The organism is Ciceribacter sichuanensis, assembly GCF_024055605.1.
GTDB classification, from domain to species: Bacteria; Pseudomonadota; Alphaproteobacteria; order Rhizobiales; family Rhizobiaceae; genus Allorhizobium; species Allorhizobium sichuanense.
This window is the reverse complement of the sequence record NZ_JAMXLX010000005.1, coordinates 264,070-280,207: the sequence shown is the minus strand read 5'-3', so window position 1 is coordinate 280,207 and position 16,138 is coordinate 264,070. Positions and strand designations below refer to the sequence as shown.

Annotated in this window: 20 protein-coding genes; 9 read left to right on the top strand and 11 right to left on the bottom strand. The window is 61.4% G+C overall.

Annotated features, from left to right (window positions below; all coding sequences use genetic code 11):
- Positions 1 to 80: 80 nt before the first annotated feature.
- The 3 genes from NBH21_RS16780 to odc2 form a co-directional block, all read right to left on the bottom strand.
- Positions 81 to 719 (bottom strand): outer membrane protein, encoded by a 639-nt coding sequence (locus NBH21_RS16780; protein ID WP_250915388.1) that lies wholly within the window; start codon positions 717 to 719, stop codon positions 81 to 83.
- A gap of 343 nt (positions 720 to 1,062) precedes the next feature.
- Positions 1,063 to 1,656 (bottom strand): GNAT family N-acetyltransferase, encoded by a 594-nt coding sequence (locus NBH21_RS16775; RefSeq protein WP_250915387.1) that lies wholly within the window; start codon positions 1,654 to 1,656, stop codon positions 1,063 to 1,065.
- A gap of 76 nt (positions 1,657 to 1,732) precedes the next feature.
- Positions 1,733 to 2,866, bottom strand: coding sequence for an ornithine/lysine decarboxylase (gene odc2 / locus NBH21_RS16770; RefSeq protein WP_099058865.1), 1,134 nt, complete (start codon positions 2,864 to 2,866; stop codon positions 1,733 to 1,735).
- A gap of 557 nt (positions 2,867 to 3,423) precedes the next feature.
- On the opposite strand from odc2, the gene NBH21_RS16765 reads away from it, so the two are divergent.
- The 3 genes from NBH21_RS16765 to NBH21_RS16755 all read left to right on the top strand — a co-directional run bounded on the left by NBH21_RS16765 (position 3,424) and on the right by NBH21_RS16755 (position 6,098).
- Positions 3,424 to 4,317, top strand: coding sequence for a LysR family transcriptional regulator (locus NBH21_RS16765; RefSeq protein ID WP_250915386.1), 894 nt, complete (start codon positions 3,424 to 3,426; stop codon positions 4,315 to 4,317).
- Positions 4,318 to 4,410: 93 nt separating this feature from the next.
- Positions 4,411 to 5,052 carry a DUF1007 family protein gene (locus NBH21_RS16760; RefSeq protein ID WP_250915385.1) on the top strand — a complete coding sequence of 214 codons (642 nt, stop codon included), beginning with the start codon at positions 4,411 to 4,413 and terminating at the stop codon, positions 5,050 to 5,052.
- A complete protein-coding gene (locus NBH21_RS16755; protein ID WP_250915384.1) occupies positions 5,046 to 6,098 on the top strand; it encodes a nickel/cobalt transporter in 1,053 nt (350 codons plus the stop codon). Before NBH21_RS16760 ends, NBH21_RS16755 begins: the two co-directional genes overlap by 7 nt.
- Here NBH21_RS16755 and NBH21_RS16750 read toward each other — a convergent pair.
- The 4 genes from NBH21_RS16750 to NBH21_RS16735 all read right to left on the bottom strand — a co-directional run bounded on the left by NBH21_RS16750 (position 6,089) and on the right by NBH21_RS16735 (position 8,532).
- Complete coding sequence (locus NBH21_RS16750) at positions 6,089 to 6,322, bottom strand: hypothetical protein (RefSeq protein WP_250915383.1); 234 nt, start codon at positions 6,320 to 6,322, stop codon at positions 6,089 to 6,091. The genes NBH21_RS16755 and NBH21_RS16750 overlap by 10 nt on opposite strands.
- Positions 6,319 to 7,014 carry a GNAT family N-acetyltransferase gene (locus NBH21_RS16745; protein ID WP_250915382.1) on the bottom strand — a complete coding sequence of 232 codons (696 nt, stop codon included), beginning with the start codon at positions 7,012 to 7,014 and terminating at the stop codon, positions 6,319 to 6,321. The genes NBH21_RS16750 and NBH21_RS16745 overlap by 4 nt, the downstream gene beginning before the upstream one ends.
- An 86-nt stretch (positions 7,015 to 7,100) precedes the next feature.
- On the bottom strand, positions 7,101 to 7,796 hold the full coding sequence (locus NBH21_RS16740; protein ID WP_250915381.1) for a tellurite resistance TerB family protein: 696 nt from the start codon (positions 7,794 to 7,796) through the stop codon (positions 7,101 to 7,103).
- Positions 7,797 to 7,893: 97 nt separating this feature from the next.
- Complete coding sequence (locus NBH21_RS16735) at positions 7,894 to 8,532, bottom strand: 2-dehydro-3-deoxy-phosphogluconate aldolase (RefSeq protein WP_250915380.1); 639 nt, start codon at positions 8,530 to 8,532, stop codon at positions 7,894 to 7,896.
- Positions 8,533 to 8,684: 152 nt separating this feature from the next.
- On the opposite strand from NBH21_RS16735, the gene NBH21_RS16730 reads away from it, so the two are divergent.
- The 6 genes from NBH21_RS16730 (at position 8,685) to trhO (ending at position 12,734) form a co-directional block, all read left to right on the top strand.
- Positions 8,685 to 9,173 carry a CYTH domain-containing protein gene (locus NBH21_RS16730; protein ID WP_250915379.1) on the top strand — a complete coding sequence of 163 codons (489 nt, stop codon included), beginning with the start codon at positions 8,685 to 8,687 and terminating at the stop codon, positions 9,171 to 9,173.
- Entirely contained in the window at positions 9,157 to 10,068 is a 912-nt protein-coding gene (locus NBH21_RS16725; RefSeq protein WP_250915378.1) for a CHAD domain-containing protein, read from the top strand. Before NBH21_RS16730 ends, NBH21_RS16725 begins: the two co-directional genes overlap by 17 nt.
- A 43-nt stretch (positions 10,069 to 10,111) precedes the next feature.
- A complete protein-coding gene (locus tag NBH21_RS16720; RefSeq protein ID WP_250915377.1) occupies positions 10,112 to 10,807 on the top strand; it encodes a helix-turn-helix transcriptional regulator in 696 nt (231 codons plus the stop codon).
- Positions 10,808 to 10,876: 69 nt separating this feature from the next.
- The gene (locus NBH21_RS16715) at positions 10,877 to 11,242 is read left to right on the top strand and encodes a VOC family protein (protein WP_250915376.1); all 366 of its coding nucleotides are present in this window, start codon (positions 10,877 to 10,879) and stop codon (positions 11,240 to 11,242) included.
- A gap of 5 nt (positions 11,243 to 11,247) precedes the next feature.
- Positions 11,248 to 11,718: an EVE domain-containing protein gene (locus tag NBH21_RS16710; RefSeq protein ID WP_250915375.1), complete on the top strand. Its 471-nt coding sequence runs from the start codon at positions 11,248 to 11,250 to the stop codon at positions 11,716 to 11,718.
- 71 nt (positions 11,719 to 11,789) lie between these two features.
- On the top strand, positions 11,790 to 12,734 hold the full coding sequence (gene trhO, locus NBH21_RS16705; protein ID WP_250915374.1) for an oxygen-dependent tRNA uridine(34) hydroxylase TrhO: 945 nt from the start codon (positions 11,790 to 11,792) through the stop codon (positions 12,732 to 12,734).
- A gap of 24 nt (positions 12,735 to 12,758) precedes the next feature.
- Here the strand turns inward: trhO and NBH21_RS16700 are convergent, their stop codons facing one another.
- The 4 genes from NBH21_RS16700 to NBH21_RS16685 all read right to left on the bottom strand — a co-directional run bounded on the left by NBH21_RS16700 (position 12,759) and on the right by NBH21_RS16685 (position 15,767).
- Positions 12,759 to 13,124 (bottom strand): hypothetical protein, encoded by a 366-nt coding sequence (locus NBH21_RS16700; RefSeq protein ID WP_250915373.1) that lies wholly within the window; start codon positions 13,122 to 13,124, stop codon positions 12,759 to 12,761.
- Between the two features lie 130 nt (positions 13,125 to 13,254).
- Positions 13,255 to 14,034, bottom strand: coding sequence for a MetQ/NlpA family ABC transporter substrate-binding protein (locus tag NBH21_RS16695; RefSeq protein ID WP_099058879.1), 780 nt, complete (start codon positions 14,032 to 14,034; stop codon positions 13,255 to 13,257).
- Positions 14,035 to 14,068: 34 nt separating this feature from the next.
- Positions 14,069 to 14,737, bottom strand: a complete 669-nt coding sequence (locus NBH21_RS16690) for a methionine ABC transporter permease (RefSeq protein ID WP_250915372.1) — start codon at positions 14,735 to 14,737, stop codon at positions 14,069 to 14,071.
- Positions 14,727 to 15,767, bottom strand: a complete 1,041-nt coding sequence (locus tag NBH21_RS16685; RefSeq protein ID WP_250915506.1) for a methionine ABC transporter ATP-binding protein — start codon at positions 15,765 to 15,767, stop codon at positions 14,727 to 14,729. The genes NBH21_RS16690 and NBH21_RS16685 overlap by 11 nt, the downstream gene beginning before the upstream one ends.
- Positions 15,768 to 16,138: the final 371 nt, after the last annotated feature.

The following is a 16,138-nucleotide window of genomic DNA, read 5'->3' as shown; positions in this document are numbered from 1 at the left end:
GGCCTGAACCGCCTCAAACGAAAAGCCCGGCCTCCTGATGGGAAGGCCGGGCGTTTTGTTTGCCGGAACGGATGTTCCCGTCAGAACTTCAGGCCGAGACCGACATTCACCACATGCTGATTGAAGTCGGTGTCCACCCCGAGAATGTTCTTCTCGGCATAGTCGTTGTAGCGATACTCGACGCGCGTGAAGAGCTGGTCGGTCACGGCGTAGTCGAAACCAGCGCCGAGCGTCCAGCCGTTCAGCATCTTGTCTTCGCCGAAACCGGGACCATCGACGGAGAAGTTCGTCGCCGTCCAGCCGCCGGCTGCGTAAAGCAGCGCACGATCCATGGCGTAGCCGACACGACCGCGGACCGAACCATTCAGACCCGTCTTGACATCCACGTCGCCGTAGCTGTTTTCGTTCCAGTCATAATTGAGGTCGCCTTCGACGCCGACGATAATGTTGCTGCCGACATCGAAGTTCCAGCCGGCGAAGCCGCCGAACCGGCCGCCATCGAAGTCGTCGGAAGCAGAGCCGACTCCATCGTAGAAATCACCGTTCCCCCAGCCATAACCGCCGAAGGCACCGACATAGCCACCTGCCCAGGAGAACACCGGCGCGGCCTCGACGGCTTGCGGAGGCGGTGCCGGAGCCTCAACGACGGCATCTGCTGCAAGAGCCGTTGAGGAGATCGCCGCAGCGGCAACCGAACCAAGCAAAAGTTTCTTCAACATAGAGGTACACTCCTATCTCGCAGTCCCGCGCCGGGCAGGATCATACGGTTGGTCATGACGTACATGTCATGGTGCTATAACGAGCACGAGGTACCACTTTGTTCCCCATACGGGGCAATTTTTAGGCGAAGCTTTAAAAGCAAGACACGAGGCCGTTACCCGATCTCGACATCAGCGGGCTGCCACAACGAAAAACGCCCCCTCCCTGTGGATAGGGAGGGGGCGCTGCTCCCGCCGCCGCGACGGGATGAAAGGCTCGCACTCGACCAACGGCTCAGATGCCGGAGCAGCCCCCTCCGGACACATCGAACTCTGCCGGTGGCGCGAGCCTGTCTCTCAGATTTCAGGCCGCGCGGCGATAGGCCGGGGCCGACAGCTTGCGGCCGGAGGCGACGATCATGCCTGCAGCACCATCGAGCCAGTCTGCCTTGAGCTCCAGCGCCAGGAAACGCTCACGGGCGAACGGGCCGGGCATGACCAGATGCTGGGTCTTGCCGGCGAAAAAGCCGAACCGCTCATAGTAAGGCGCATCGCCAACCAGCAGGATAGCGCCATGGTCGCGGTTCCTGGCTTCGAGAATGGCTGCCCGCATCAACGCCGAACCGATGCCCTTGCCTTCATGGGCCGCATCGACGGCGAGCGGGCCCAGCAGCAGCGCGTCGATGACGGTGCCATCACGACCGACACCGGCCTCGACATTCCACAGTCGCACGGTGCCGACGACATGGCCGTCCCGGTCACGAGCAACGAAGGCCAGTCCTTCCGCCGGCAGACGGCCGCGACGGATCTTCTCCGACGACTTCTTGCGGCGCTCCGCGCCCATGGCGCGGTCAAGCAGGGCTTCGCGCGCGACGACATCCGCCGGCGTTTCGACATCGATGACAAAGGCAGGTGCAGGCGCAAAGAATGCGCGCACGCTATCAAGAACAGCGGCCATTGTGGCCTCCCGAACCAAGAGAGTTTCCGATGATGTTGTTTTTGTTGCCGTGCCGGTCACGCCGGCACGGTCGACATCAGATAACGTAGGCCTTGAGCGGCTCGAAGCCGTTGAAGGCGACCGCCGAGTAGGTGGTCGTGTAGGCGCCGGTGCCTTCGATCAGGACCTCGTCGCCGATCGTCAGCGACACCGGCAGCGGGTACATGTTCTTTTCGTACAGCACGTCAGCGGAATCGCAGGTCGGGCCGGCGAGCACGCAGGGCTCCATCTCGTCAGCATCGCGAGCGGTGCGGATCGGGTAGCGGATCGCCTCATCCATGGTTTCGGCAAGACCGCCGAACTTGCCGATGTCGAGGAAGACCCAGCGATGTGCATCGTTGTCCGACTTTTTCGAGACGAGGACGACCTCGGCCTTGATGACACCGGCATTGCCAACCATGCCACGGCCCGGCTCGATGATCGTGCGTGGGATGTGGTTGCCGAAGTGCTTCTTCAGCGCGCCGTTGATCGCGCGGCCATAGGCCTCCGCCGACGGGATGTCGCGCAGGTACTTGGTCGGGAAGCCGCCGCCCATGTTGACCATCTGCAGGTGAATGCCCTGCTTGGCCAGCGAGGTGAAGACGCGCTTGGCATCGCCGAGAGCGGCATCCCAGGCATCGACCTTGGTCATCTGCGAACCGACATGGAAGGACACGCCGTAGGACTCGAGGCCGAGCTGGTGTGCATAGACCAGCACGTCGACCGCCATCTGCGGAACGCAGCCGAACTTGCGGGAAAGCGGCCATTCGGCGCCTTCGCCATCAGTCAGCACGCGGCAGAACACGCGGGCGCCGGGAGCGGCGCGCGAGATCTTTTCGACTTCCTCATGGCTGTCGACTGCAAAGAGATCGACGCCGAGAGCGTTTGCGCGCGCGATGTCGCGTTCCTTCTTGATCGTGTTGCCGAAGGAGATGCGGTCGGCGGAAGCACCGGCGTCGAGTGCCATCTGGATCTCGGCAACCGAAGCGCAATCGAAGCTCGAGCCCATGGAGGCGAGCAGCGACAGGATTTCCGGAGCCGGATTGGCCTTCACGGCGTAGTAGATCGAGCTGTCCGGCAGGGCGTGACGGAAGGCGCTGTAATTGTCGCGCACGACGTCGAGATCAACCACGAGGCAGGGACCTTCGGGACGTCGGGTGTTGATGAAGTCGAGAATACGAGCGGTGGCCATGGGTGTATCCCTCACAAGTTCCAAGGATCCCGAACCCGTTGCCGGGCGCGAGAGGACAAAGGACGAAGAGACATCGCACGAATCCAGTTGGTGGAGACACTGGTGCCGTACGAACGCTCAACGCGCGAAACAATGGATAAACGCCCTCTCGGTCGAGAGCATGAATCCGCTTTGTCTGCCATGGATTGGAGGGGTAACCCTACCGCACTTCCGGCAATGATGGTGTGCCTCTTCAGTGACCCCGGCTGATGGAAAGCCGGGAGAGAACCAGAAAGGCCCGCACCGTCGTTGCTTCAAGATGTCCTCGCATTTCCCGGTTGGCCGGAATAGCGACTGGAGGGGTTAGTTCCAGGTACCTTACCGATGACCTCACCTTAGGGACAAATCCCAGTTCGAGGGTCGGCGGACACCCACAGGCACGTGCGACTTTGGGCAGCCGTGAGATATGAATATTCGTCGTCATAATCAAGAGGTTTTTGCAACCGCCATAAGAAAATTGATTGAACAATCTCTCGTTTTGTTCACTATTCGGAACAAATCAGGAGAAAGACCGCTTCATGGACACGCTCACCCGCATTCGCGCCTTCATCGACGTGGTCGAAGCAGAGGGTTTTTCGGCCGCCGCGCGCAAGACCGGGCGCTCCAAGGCCCTTCTCTCCAAATATGTACGGGAGCTGGAAGACGAACTCGGCGCCCTGTTGCTCAACCGCACAACCCGGCAATTTTCGCTGACCGAGGCCGGCCATACCTACTACCGCACCGCCGCCGATATCCTAAAGGAGATCGACAACCTTGCCGACCTCGTGCGCGAGAACAACACCGACCTGAAGGGCAAGCTGAAGGTCACGGTTCCCAGAACCTTCATCGACGCGGATGTCGGCCAGTCCCTCATCGATTTTGCGACTGAGCACCCGGACCTTTCGCTTGAGATCGTCGCCGACGACCGTTTCGTCGATATGATCGAGGAAGGCTTCGACCTCGCGATTCGCATCACCCGCCTCGATGATTCGGGCCTGATCGCCAAGAAGCTCTCGGACTTCCGCGTCTATGCCTGCGCCACGCCCGATTTCGTGGCGAAGTACGGCCCCCTCACCCACCCGCAGGAACTCTCTCGGGTGCCCGTTATCATCGACACCAATTCCCGCTCCCACAACAGCGTGAAATTCGTCGAGCCGGATGGTTCGCAAATATCGGTAGCCGTCAGCGGGCCGATTGAGGTCAACAGCCCACAGGCGACGCTACGCGCCGCCCGCGCCAGCCTCGGCATCGCGATGGTCCCGGACTTCATCGCCAAGCCCTATATCGCATCTGGCGAACTCGTTTCCCTGTTCGACGAATACCTGACTAAGGATCGCGGCATCTATGCCGTCTATCCCCACCGCCGCTACCTGCCCGCCAAGGTTCGCGTCTTCGTCGACTATCTGCACGGCTGGTTCCGCAAATATGCGTGATGAAATGGGACCCGCGTAGGCGAGTCCTAATTTCCGTCCCAATCCGCGAGCAAGAGAGAATCAGTCGCGAGCCGCGTGAAAGAGGAAGAAGGCATGGGAAAAAGACTGGCGATGTGGGCTGCGATTTTGTCGCTGGCGCCTCTTCCGGCTTTCGCCCACCCGCACATCTTCGCCGAGGCTCGCCTAGAGGTGATCGCCGGGGATGACGGCAATGTTTCGGAGCTGCGCAATGTCTGGCGCTTCGATGATGTCTTCTCCTCGAGCGTGCTGATGGACTTCGATACGAATTCCGATCTGAAGCTGGACCACAGCGAATTGCATGAGATCGCGGAAACCATCCGCACCTCTCTCGCCGACTACGGCTATTTCACCTTCATCACCAGCGATGGGGCACCTGTCTCCGTCGCCAAGCCCGACAACTTCCACGTCGACTTCAAGGATCACCAGCTCCTCGTCTTCTTCGTCGTGAAGCCCGAGAAGAAGGTGCCGATCAAGGGCAATCTGTCCTTCGGCGTTCATGACCCGACGCTCTACACCGCCATCGACTTCGCCAAGGATGACGACATCGTGGTCGAAGGCACCGGTTTCCAGAAGTGCAAGCACAAGGTCATCCGCCCGGACCCGGACGAGGTGATCGCCCAGAACCAGTCGTCGCTGACGGAAGCATTCTTCAACGATCCCGCCGGCACCGACATGGGCAAGCTCTTCGCGACCCGGCTCGAGGTGACATGCTGATGCGCCGCCTTGTCCTGCGATCGCTGGCGCTCGCCACCATGATAGGGGCAGTAGCGTCCGTCGCCCATGCGGCCTCGCCCCTCGGGATTGGCACGGCGGAACCATCCTTTCAGGCGACAGGCCTCTTCGGCGGCTGGCTCGGCTGGATAAACCAGCACCAGCAGGCCTTCTATCGCTCACTCACCGGCGCGCTGAAGGCGATGCGGGAAGATCCCTCCACCCTGACGCCCCTGCTCGGCCTATCCTTCGCCTATGGCATTTTCCATGCGGCCGGCCCGGGTCATGGCAAGGCCGTGATCTCCTCCTACATGATCGCCAACGAAACCGAATTGAAGCGTGGTATCGCGATTTCCTTCGTTTCCGCCTTCCTGCAGGGCGTAGTGGCAATTGCAATCGTGGCCGCGGCCTATTTCGTCCTGCGCGGCACCGGCATCACCATGACGGCTGCCACCAACGCCATGGAAATCGCAAGCTTCGGCATGGTCATCGCCTTCGGCGTCTGGCTGCTGCTGCGCAAGCTGAAGAGCATCTGGGTAACCCGACAGTCTCCCGTGAGCGCCGGCCTGTTCGATGCTGCCATGTCGACAGGTCCGGCCACGACCACCGGTTTGAGCTTCCGTGTCGATGCCTTGGATCACGACCACGCCACGCTCTCGCCGGGCGCGGTCTGCGCCGATTGCGGCATGACCCACCTGCCCGATCCGAAGATGCTGTCGCAGCAGGATTTCCGTCTGCGCGAGGCCTGGTCCGCCATCGTCGCGGTCGGCCTTCGCCCCTGCTCCGGCGCGCTGCTGGTCATGACCTTCGCGCTTCTGAACGGACTTTATCTCGGCGGCGCTCTTTCCGTCTTCGCCATGGCGCTCGGCACGGCGATCACCGTGTCAGCACTGGCCATCATCGCCGTCTCGGCGAAATCGCTGGCGGTACGGATCTCCGGCCCCGGCTCGGCAACGGCAAAAACGGTCGCGACGACCATCGAGATCGCCGGCGCGCTTTTCGTCATTCTGCTGGGAGCCGTGCTGCTTGCCGCAGCGCTTCACGGCTGAGGTTTGTCGGAACCGCCAGCATGCCTTCGCTGATAGCGGGCACGAAGCCAGAGCACGATGAAAAAGGACATGATGCCGATCGTCCCGACGATAGTCGCGAGAACGGGCGAGTAATCACCGATCCACAGCACCACCGACGGCAGCGCCAGAAGAACCAGTGCGAAACCGATAACGACGGCTGCCGCCGCCAGCGCCGGTGAACGGCTCTGCTCTTCGCCGCTCATGCCGCACCGCCAGCCGTCAAACCGGCGCGAATGTCTTCCAGCTTGCGGATCTGCTTGCCCTCGGCATCGAAGTTTTCCGGAGAAAGCCAAGCCTCGAAGGCCGCCTTCACCACCGGCCACTCGCCGTCGATGATCGAGAACCATGCGGTGTCGCGGTTCTTCCCCTTGGACAACATGTGCTGGCGGAAAACGCCCTCGAAGGAGAAGCCGTAGCGCTTCGCCGTCGTCTTGCTGGGCTCGTTCTCGTTATGGCACTTCCACTCGTAGCGACGGTAGCCGAGATCGTCGAAGATATTGCGTGCCATCAGGTAATGCGCTTCCGTGGCAAGCGGCGTTCGGCTCATTGCCGGACCGTGGGCGACACCGCCCACTTCGACCACGCCGTTTGCCGGATCGGCCCGCATATAGCTCGCCATGCCGACCACATTGCCCGTCTTGTTGTCGCGGAAGACATGCGTGACCCAGCCGCCCTTGGACTGCACACCGGAAAGCCATGCGTCGAAGTCCCCGACGCCGGCAAACTCCGGCTGGGTGAAATAGGTGAGCAACGGATTGATGTCCTCATCGCCCAGCCCGTCCCACAGAGCCTGCAGGTGTTTTTCCCTGTCATAAGGCTCGACGGTGACGAAACGGCCCTTCAGCGTCACCGGAGTCGGCGCCGGGCAGCCCTTGAATGTGGAAAGATCGCGCATGCTTGCCTCTTTACATTGTAGGGCAAAGCAGTAGGCCAGCCGCCCGTCAAAGGCAACCGGCCCAGATGCGGCATGACCGCCTGTGATCAGACCTTGGCGGCCGAAACCGTTGCCTCGATGTGGTCAACCAGCGCGTCGGCGAGACCGAGACGACCCGCCAGCAGATCGAGATAGCCCCTTTCGGCACGGCTGTCGGGCTCGATCGCCAACCGCGATGCCGTGTAAAGCTCGACCTTCTGCTCTTCGGTCTTCGCAGCGGCCACCAGCGAATCCAGATCCGTCGGGGCTGAAAGCTCGGCCTCGATGAAGGTTTCGGCTTCCGCGCCGAGGCCGGACAGATGGACCTTGTCCATGATGCGGCGTCGCTCTTCGGTATCGATATGACCGTCCGCCTTGGCGGCGGCGATCATGGCCCGGACGAGAGCGAGAACGAAATCCTCGCCTGCTGCCGGCGCATCAGGACTGAAGGGAGAATCCGCCGGCGGCGGCAGAAGTTCCGGCTCGGAGGAAGCCGCCTCCTGCGGAGCCTTGCCGGCCTGATAGTTCTTGTAGGCCTGATAGCCGAGGCCGGCGATGGCGGCGAGGCCGCCAAGCTTCAATGCATTGCCGCCCAGGGAACGACCGGTCTTGGTGCCGAGCAGAACGGCGGCAATCGCGCCGGTCGCAAGGGGATTATCCTTGGCGAGCTGGACGATGTCTCCAGCCTTCTGCTTCACACTGCCGTTGGCACCCGGCACCTGCGAACCGAGGAATTGGTCAAGCAGCTTCTTCGCATCGAACATCGGTCTCTCCCTGACTTTCGTTGTCGAAAGCTAAATAGGGAGGCAATGATGAAATTACAAAGACGCCGCCAGACCTTTCTTCCGGAGTCCTAGCCGGTCAGCCGGCGAGAGCCGCAGCTTCCGCAGCAAGCTTGGTAATGCCTGCCCAGTCGCCGGCAGCAACCAGTTCCTTCGGCGCGACCCACGAGCCACCGACGCACACGACGTTCGGAAGGCTGAGATAGTCCTTGGCATTCTTGAGCGAAATGCCGCCGGTCGGGCAGAAAAGCGTGCCCGCCAGCGGCGAGGACAGGGCTTTCAGATAGGCTGCGCCACCGGCCTGCTCGGCCGGGAAGAACTTCAGCACCTGATAGCCTTCCTCGCGAAGGGCCATCACTTCGCTCGCGGTCGCAGCGCCCGGCAGCAGCGGGATATCGGAACCGCGAGCGGCATCCAGCAATTCCTGCGTCGTGCCCGGGCTGACGATGAACTGCGAACCGGCAGCAACGGCCGCCTCGAAATGGGCGGCGTTCAGGATCGTGCCCGCGCCGACCACCGCACCCTCGACCTCATCGGCCACCCGGCGTACGGCTTCGAGCGCCGCATCGGTGCGCATGGTGATCTCGATGGCCTTCAATCCGCCGGCAACGAGCGCCCTGGCAAGCGGCACCGCGCTTTCCGCATCCTCGATGATCAGAACCGGCACGACCGGCTGCAGTTTCAAAGTGGAAAGAAGCTTTTCGGTTTTCGCGCCCATGGCAATGCCACCTCTTAAAACGATTGAAATCGCCTGAGGATTATCCCGACAGCATGTCATTGTCGAGACAATTGCGCACGCCCGTCGTATTCGTTTGGTCTCGTGACAAAGTTAAGCTAGCTTAACGTCGGTTGTCAGCCCGGGAGAAGTCCATGGCAAAGGAAATCGAGCGAAAGTTCCTTGTGGCAAATGACGGGTGGAGATCGCAGACCACATCCGCCACACCGATGCGGCAGGCCTATCTCTCGGTCAATCATGACCGTTCGATCCGTGTTCGCACCAGCAATGAGGAAACGGCCAAGCTGACCATCAAGTTCGGCTCGAGCGCGCTTGTGCGTGATGAATTCGAATACACGATCCCGTTGGAAGAAGCCGCCGAGATGATCGAATTCGCGGTCGGCAACGTCATCGAGAAAGTGCGCTACACCGTCGAAGTTGCCGGTTTCACCTGGGAAGTGGACGTGTTCGAAGGCGCCTATCGAGGGCTGGTGATAGCCGAGGTCGAACTGAAATCGGAGGAGGACCGCCCGGTTATCCCCGATTGGGTGGGACGTGAAGTGACCGGCGATCGCCGGTATTCCAACCAGGCGCTGGCGACCGAACGTCTGAAGCCAGAGCTCGTTCATGCCGTATCGAATTAGGCCGGGACGTGCCTTCGGCGAGGAAGTTCGTTCCATCGCCGTCGAACAGCTTCAACTGGCCATTGCCGCCTTCGAGGAACAGCCGAAAGGGCTGCATGAGGCGGTCCACGAGGCGAGAAAGAAATTCAAGCGGGTGAGGTCGCTCTACCGCCTTATTGCGCTCGACAAACCGGATTTCCGCGCCACCGAAAACGCCCGCCTGCAGCAAACAGCACGGACATTGTCGCTGGTGCGCGATGCCACCGCCCTCATCGAGACTGTCAGCTATCTCGAAACCCACGCCCTGAACGACGACGAGCGTCGCGCCCTTGTTCATGCGCGCGAAAAGCTCACTGAACGTCGGGACGCGCTGGCATCGACGGAAACGGACCTGCCGCAAAAGGCGCGCGCTGCCGTGGAAAGCTGTCACACGACCATCGCGGCCATTGAGGACATCGATTTTCCGCAAAGCCCGCGGAAGACGGCACGTCTTATCGCCAAGGGCTGGAAGAAAAGCCTGACGCGCGGAAAGAAGGCGCTTCAGGCCTGCCGCGGCGGAGCCCATGCCGAACTGTTCCACGAATTGCGCAAGGCGGGACAGGCCTACTGGATGAACCTTGCTCTGCTCAGGGACATCTGGCCATCGGCCATGCGGGCAAAGCGCGCCGAGGCCAGGAGTCTTGTCGAACTGCTCGGCCACGAACACGACCTTGCTCTCCTCGTCGACCTTCTCGACCGGGAACCGGCAATGCTCGGCGACGGCGAGGAAGTCTCCCAGCTTATCGGCGCCATCATCCGCCAGCAGCAGGAATTGCGTCACGATGCGCTGGAACTTGCCGAAAGGGTTTTCGCCGACCGGCCGGAACGGGAAGCGAGCGCAATCGAGGCCCTGTGGATCGAAGCCGCGACCGGCTGAAAATACTGACAGAAAATGTCAGCAGGCCTGCTAGTATCGGTCGATGACCCGTTCCACGCGCCTTCTCTCGCTTCTGCAAATCCTGCGCAGCCATCGTCGCCCGGTCGCCGGCCGGACCCTGGCGGAAGAACTCGGCATTTCTCTCCGCACGCTCTACCGCGATATCGCCGCACTTCAGGCCGAAGGTGCCGAAATCGAGGGCGAACCCGGCTTTGGCTACGTTCTGCGTCCGGGCTACATGCTGCCGCCCCTGATGTTTTCCGCTGACGAGATCGAGGCGCTGGTGCTCGGCATGCGACTGGTGGCCAACCGAACCGATCCGCAGCTCGCCCTTGCCGCCCGCGATGCGCTGTCCAAGATCGATGCCGTTCTTCCCGCGGACTTGAGGGCAAAGATGGCAGCAAGCCCGCTGCTGGCAGGAGGAAAGCCTCGTTCGCCTGAGGATCAGGTGGACCTCGGCCTTTTGCGCAAGGCGATGCAGGACGAGCGGACATTGCGGATCGCCTATCGCGACGACAAGGGCAGCGCCAGCGAACGCGTCATATGGCCCTTCGCTCTTGCCTTCTTCGATGGCGCCCGCGTGCTTCTCGCATGGTGCACGCTGCGTAACGACTTCCGTCACTTCCGCACGGATAGGATGGAGATCCTGGAACAGGGACGAGACCGCTATCCCCGTCGCCGCACCCAGCTCTTGAAGGAGTGGCGACAGAAGACCGGTATTGCCGACCGTCTCTACTGACAAAGCATCCTACTGCCATTTTCTGACAGCATGCCGGTATAGTCTCGGGCTCTCGAAAAGGAGAACCCCATGACACCGAACCTCACCATCCTCTATGTCGACAGCCCGGAAAAGAGCGTTGCCTTCTACGCCGGCATTTTCGGCGTAAAGCCGGTCGAACACTCCCCAACCTTCGCCATCTTCGTCTTTCCCGGCGGCATCAAACTCGGCCTGTGGTCGCGTCACACCGTCGAGCCTGCGCCAACGGGCGCAGCGGGCACGATCGAAATCGCTGTTCCGCTTGCAAGCCCCGCTGCGGTCGATGAAGCCTGGGCAAAAATAGGCCACGCCGGACATACCGTCCTGCAATCCCCCGTGGATATGGAATTCGGCCGCACCTTCCTGCTTGCCGACCCGGATGGACACCGCATCCGCTTCTACAACCCTCCGGTTTGATCGCCATGGCCTGGATCATCGTAGCTTCCGCCGATCATGTCGCGGGCGGCGTTGCCGGCGGCTTCGTGCAGGCCTGCCATGGAAAGGATGCGCCGCTCAGGCGCATCCGGCCCGGCGAGACGGTCATCACCTATTCGTCCTCCGCGATCTTCGGTCAGGCAGTGCCACTCAAGGCCTTCACCGCCATCGGCACCCTTCTTGAAAAGCCGCCTTATCGCGTGGAGGTGATGGAAGGTTTTCATCCCTCCCGCCGTGATGTCGAATGGCATGCATCGCAGCCCGCCCCGATCCGGCCCCTGCTCGACCGGCTGGAACTGACCAGGGGCAAACAAAACTGGGGCTATGCCTTCCGCTTCGGCATCCTGCGCATAACCGAGGAGGATGCGGTAACCATCGCTTCGGCTATGAATGCGGGCACGACGCCGCTCTCTTCCGAGCCAAAGGAAACGCTCCAGTTGCCACTGTTCGGAATTTGACAAAATTCAAAGTGCGGCCGAATGCGCGAAAACCGTTGCTTCGCAGCGGCTGAGGCAGTATTTCCCGGGCCATGACCGACGATCTCCAGACCCCTCGCCATGAAGAGGGCGGCGCCTTCTGCGTCGCCGCGCTCTATCATTTCGCCCGCTTCCCGCGTTACGAAAGTTTCCGCGAGCCGCTCACTGCGCTTTGCCGCGAAAACGGCATCAAGGGCACGCTGCTTCTGGCGGCCGAGGGTATCAACGGCACCGTCGCCGGCACCGACGAGGGCATCGCGAAGCTGCTTGCCTTCCTGCACGCCCAGCCGGAATTCGCCGAACTCGTACACAAGGAAAGCCGTGCATCGAAGATGCCCTTCCTGCGCATGAAGGTGCGGCTGAAGAAAGAGATCGTCACCATGGGCGTCGAGGGCATCGACCCCAACAAGATCGTCGGCACCTATGTCGATCCGAAGGACTGGAACGCCCTGATCTCGGATCCCGAGACCATCGTGATCGACACCCGCAACGATTACGAGACGGCGATCGGCATCTTCAAAGGCGCGATCGATCCAAACATAAAGACCTTCCGCGAATTTCCGGACTGGATGCGCAACAATCCCGGCCTGCACAACAAGCCGAAGATCGCCATGTACTGCACCGGCGGCATCCGCTGCGAAAAGTCGACGGCCTTCGCCAAGGAAATCGGCTTCGACGAGGTCTATCACCTCAAGGGCGGCATCCTGAAATATCTCGAGGAAGTGCCGCCGGAGGAAAGCCTCTGGGATGGCGCCTGCTTCGTCTTCGACGAGCGCGTCTCGATCACTCACGGCCTCCAGGAAGGCGAGCACACGCTCTGCCACGCCTGCCGCTATCCGCTGACGGCGGAAGAGGTGAAGTCACCGCTGTTCGAGGAGGGCGTCACCTGCCCGCACTGCTATAACGACCGCACAGAAGCCGACCGCGACCGTTATCGCCAGCGCCAGCAGCAGATCGCATTGGCCAAGAAGCGCGGCGAACGGCACATGGGAAGCTGACGCCGCCGATCCCTCGGGAAAGGGCTATTTGCCCTTCCCGCCCCGGCTGTGATGTTCCTTGACGTTATCGATTTCATACATCAGCGCCTTGAAGGCGATGATCGCCTTGTCGTCACTCAGCTTGCGCTCACCGACCATCGGCTCCAGCGTCTCGATCACCAGACGCAGCGCATCCTCCACCCTGCCAAGCTGCTTGCCATAGCTTGCGACCCCGCTCAGGATATCCTTTTCGACTTCGGGGTCGGTCGAGGGGCCGAGATCGATGCTGAGGTTGAACAACCCCACCTGACTGCCGGCGCCGGGACTGAAGATCCATGTCCAGGGATTGATCGTCTGCGAAACATCGCCTGAGAAAGGCGCATTGAATACGGGAAGCTGAAGCCGGGCCATCGTCACCTCCATTGCAACCAATGGAAGCAGTCTCCGTTGTTGCAGCGCAAAATGCAATCGCCATCCGCGGAAACGAAAAAGCCCCCTCCTTGCGGAGAGGGCTCTTCGGATTGTCGATTGCTGACGAGGATCAGAACGCCGGGATCAGGGCGCCCTTGAACTCTTCGTTGATGAAGGCCTTGATGCTGTCGTCGTGGTAGGATTCGACCAGCGTCTTCACCCACGGAGCGTCCTTGTCGGCCGTGCGGACGGCGATAACATTGGCGTAGGGCGACTTTTCGCCTTCGATGGCGATGGCGTCGGTCTTCGGGTGCAGGCCGGCTTCCATGGCGTAGTTGGTGTTGATGACGGCGGCATCGACGTCATCGAGCGAACGCGGCAGCTGGGCGGCATCGAGTTCGGCGAACTGGATGTTCTTCGGGTTTTCGGTCACGTCGGCAGGACCAACCTTCAGGCCCTTGGTTTCGTCAACCTTGATCAGGCCCTTGGAAGCCAGAACGAGCAGCGCGCGGCCGCCATTGGTCGGGTCGTTCGGGATGCCGACGGTCGCGCCGTCCTTCAGTTCGTCGAGGCTCTTCACCTTCTTGGAATAGACGCCCATCGGGGTGGTGATGGTGGTGCCGACGCTGACGATATCGAAACCGCGGTCAGCGATCTGGTTGTCGAGATAGGGCTGATGCTGGAAGGAGTTGGCGTTGAGGTCGCCATCGGCCAGCGCCTGGTTCGGAACGACGTAGTCGGAGAACTCGACAATCTCGATGTTGAGGCCCTTCTTGGCGGCGATTTCCTTCACCTTTTCCATGATCTGGGCGTGTTCGCCGGCGGTCACGCCGACCTTGATGTCTTCAGCCAGGGCAGCGCCGGCGGAAAAGAGAGCTGCGATGGCAGCGGCGACGATCAGTTTCCTCATTGTGTTTTCTCCTTGGGTTTACTGAAGGGAGGTTTCAGTTCTTTCGGCTGCGCTTGTCGAAGCGCCGGGCCAGCGTGTCGCCGGCGCTCTGCACAGCTTGCACCAGCACGATCAGCACGACGACAACCGCCAGCATCACTTCCGGCATGAAGCGCTGGTAGCCATAACGGATGCCCAGATCGCCGAGCCCGCCGCCGCCGACCGCGCCGACCATGGCCGAGTAGCCGATCAGGCTGACGAGCGTCAGCGTCAATGCCAGCGTGATGCCGGGCAGCGCCTCGGCCAGCAGCACTTTAGTGACAATCTGGAACGGCGTGGCGCCCATGGCGCGCGCGGCCTCGATCAGCCCCTTGTCCACCTCCCGGATCGCCGCTTCGATCAGGCGGGCGATAAACGGAATGGTCGAGATCGTCAGCGGCACGATTGCGGCAATCGTGCCGATCGATGTGCCGGTGATGAACCGGGTCAGCGGAATGATGGCCACCACGAGGATGATGAACGGCGTCGAACGCAGCGCGTTGACGATCAGCCCCATGATGCGGTTGACCGTCGGCGCGGCGAACAATTCGCCCTTCCCGCTGGTGGCGAGGAAGACACCCATGGGCAGTCCGATCACGGTGCCGATCAGTCCGGCGGCGCTCACCATCTGCAGGGTCTGCCAGAGGGCTTTCAGAAGCAGGTTTACGAGCATCTCAGGCGCCATAGCCGAGCACCTCCGTGGCAAGACCGGTCTGCTGGTAGAAACGGTTAGCACGCTCCAGCGTCGCCGGATCGGCCGGATAGGAAACCACCAGCGAACCAAAGGGTTCGCCGGCGATCTCATCGATCGCGCCCGCAAGAATGTTGACGTCAGGACCGATCTCCGCAACGAGACGGGCGGTCAGAGGCTGGAACGCCGTCTCGCCGAAGAAGATCAGCCGGACGAGCGCACGGTCGCCCGCAGCAGGTTCGGCCTTCAGGTCCGAGCGGATCCACTCGGGTAACTTGGCCCCGATCGAAGCGGAAAGCAGCGCCTGCGTCGTCTCATGACGCGGCCGTGTGAAAACGTCGAAGGTACGGCCGCTTTCGACGATCAGCCCCTTGTCGATCACCGCAACTTCCGAGGCGATGGTCTTCACCACTTCCATCTCGTGGGTGATGAGCAGCACCGTCAGGTCGAGATCTCGATTGATGGTCTTCAGCAGTTCGAGGATCGATTGCGTGGTCTCGGGATCGAGCGCCGAGGTCGCCTCGTCGGAGAGCAGAAGCTTCGGCTCGGTCGCAAGCGCGCGGGCAATGCCGACGCGCTGCTTCTGCCCGCCGGAAAGCTCTGCCGGATAACGTCCCGCCTTGTCCGAAAGGCCGACGAGATCGATCAGCGGCCTCACCCGCGCTTCGATCGCCTTTCGGTCGATGCCGGCAATCTCCAGCGGCAAAGCGATGTTGTCGTATACGGTGCGCGACGACAGCAGGTTGAAATGCTGGAAGATCATGCCCACCGAACGGCGAAGGGTCCGAAGGCCCGCTTCGTCCAGTGCGCCGACATCGACGCCATCGACCAGCACCTTGCCCAAAGTCGGCAGTTCCAGACCATTGACCAGCCGGATCAGCGTCGACTTGCCGGCGCCGGAACGGCCGATGATGCCGGTGATCGCCCCCCTCGGAACCACATAGTCGATGCCGCCAAGCGCGGTGAAACCAGGCTGTCCGTTGGTGCCGCCAAAATGCTTGGTCACGCCTTCGAACGCCACCATCGGACGCCCGGCTGATACGGCAAGCGCACTCATCGGCCGCCTCCTCTTGAGGCATTGCGCGAAATGGGTCGGTTCTTCATGAAAGTCTCTTCGGTGAAAGGCGTCATTCGACGGCAAAGATGATCGCAGGCCGGATAGTTCTATCGCGACATACACATTCGGACGATATGGCGCCGATCTAGCATCTTTGACTTCACCTTTTCAAACCCGCCCAGAGCGAATCGGCAGCAAATCTGCCATGCACCGTGGAAAGCGGATCTGCTTATGACTCCGCACCTCCGACCTGCCGAGAGATATTTTGCCCAAAGCACCCCACATTTCCGGAAAATTTGTCCAACAGGAGAAAATTCCGTCCGGTCAAAAATGACACC

What these genes read in the sequence shown, in the direction of transcription:
- NBH21_RS16780 (WP_250915388.1), bottom strand. Translation starts at nt 719, where the DNA reads ATGTTGAAGAAACTTTTGCTTGGTTCGGTTGCCGCTGCGGCGATCTCC.
- NBH21_RS16775 (WP_250915387.1), bottom strand. Translation starts at nt 1,656, where the DNA reads ATGGCCGCTGTTCTTGATAGCGTGCGCGCATTCTTTGCGCCTGCACCT.
- odc2 (WP_099058865.1), bottom strand. Translation starts at nt 2,866, where the DNA reads ATGGCCACCGCTCGTATTCTCGACTTCATCAACACCCGACGTCCCGAA.
- NBH21_RS16765 (WP_250915386.1), top strand. Translation starts at nt 3,424, where the DNA reads ATGGACACGCTCACCCGCATTCGCGCCTTCATCGACGTGGTCGAAGCA.
- NBH21_RS16760 (WP_250915385.1), top strand. Translation starts at nt 4,411, where the DNA reads ATGGGAAAAAGACTGGCGATGTGGGCTGCGATTTTGTCGCTGGCGCCT.
- NBH21_RS16755 (WP_250915384.1), top strand. Translation starts at nt 5,046, where the DNA reads ATGCTGATGCGCCGCCTTGTCCTGCGATCGCTGGCGCTCGCCACCATG.
- NBH21_RS16750 (WP_250915383.1), bottom strand. Translation starts at nt 6,322, where the DNA reads ATGAGCGGCGAAGAGCAGAGCCGTTCACCGGCGCTGGCGGCGGCAGCC.
- NBH21_RS16745 (WP_250915382.1), bottom strand. Translation starts at nt 7,014, where the DNA reads ATGCGCGATCTTTCCACATTCAAGGGCTGCCCGGCGCCGACTCCGGTG.
- NBH21_RS16740 (WP_250915381.1), bottom strand. Translation starts at nt 7,796, where the DNA reads ATGTTCGATGCGAAGAAGCTGCTTGACCAATTCCTCGGTTCGCAGGTG.
- NBH21_RS16735 (WP_250915380.1), bottom strand. Translation starts at nt 8,532, where the DNA reads ATGGGCGCGAAAACCGAAAAGCTTCTTTCCACTTTGAAACTGCAGCCG.
- NBH21_RS16730 (WP_250915379.1), top strand. Translation starts at nt 8,685, where the DNA reads ATGGCAAAGGAAATCGAGCGAAAGTTCCTTGTGGCAAATGACGGGTGG.
- NBH21_RS16725 (WP_250915378.1), top strand. Translation starts at nt 9,157, where the DNA reads ATGCCGTATCGAATTAGGCCGGGACGTGCCTTCGGCGAGGAAGTTCGT.
- NBH21_RS16720 (WP_250915377.1), top strand. Translation starts at nt 10,112, where the DNA reads ATGACCCGTTCCACGCGCCTTCTCTCGCTTCTGCAAATCCTGCGCAGC.
- NBH21_RS16715 (WP_250915376.1), top strand. Translation starts at nt 10,877, where the DNA reads ATGACACCGAACCTCACCATCCTCTATGTCGACAGCCCGGAAAAGAGC.
- NBH21_RS16710 (WP_250915375.1), top strand. Translation starts at nt 11,248, where the DNA reads ATGGCCTGGATCATCGTAGCTTCCGCCGATCATGTCGCGGGCGGCGTT.
- trhO (WP_250915374.1), top strand. Translation starts at nt 11,790, where the DNA reads ATGACCGACGATCTCCAGACCCCTCGCCATGAAGAGGGCGGCGCCTTC.
- NBH21_RS16700 (WP_250915373.1), bottom strand. Translation starts at nt 13,124, where the DNA reads ATGGCCCGGCTTCAGCTTCCCGTATTCAATGCGCCTTTCTCAGGCGAT.
- NBH21_RS16695 (WP_099058879.1), bottom strand. Translation starts at nt 14,034, where the DNA reads ATGAGGAAACTGATCGTCGCCGCTGCCATCGCAGCTCTCTTTTCCGCC.
- NBH21_RS16690 (WP_250915372.1), bottom strand. Translation starts at nt 14,737, where the DNA reads ATGGCGCCTGAGATGCTCGTAAACCTGCTTCTGAAAGCCCTCTGGCAG.
- NBH21_RS16685 (WP_250915506.1), bottom strand. Translation starts at nt 15,767, where the DNA reads ATGGTGGCGTTCGAAGGCGTGACCAAGCATTTTGGCGGCACCAACGGA.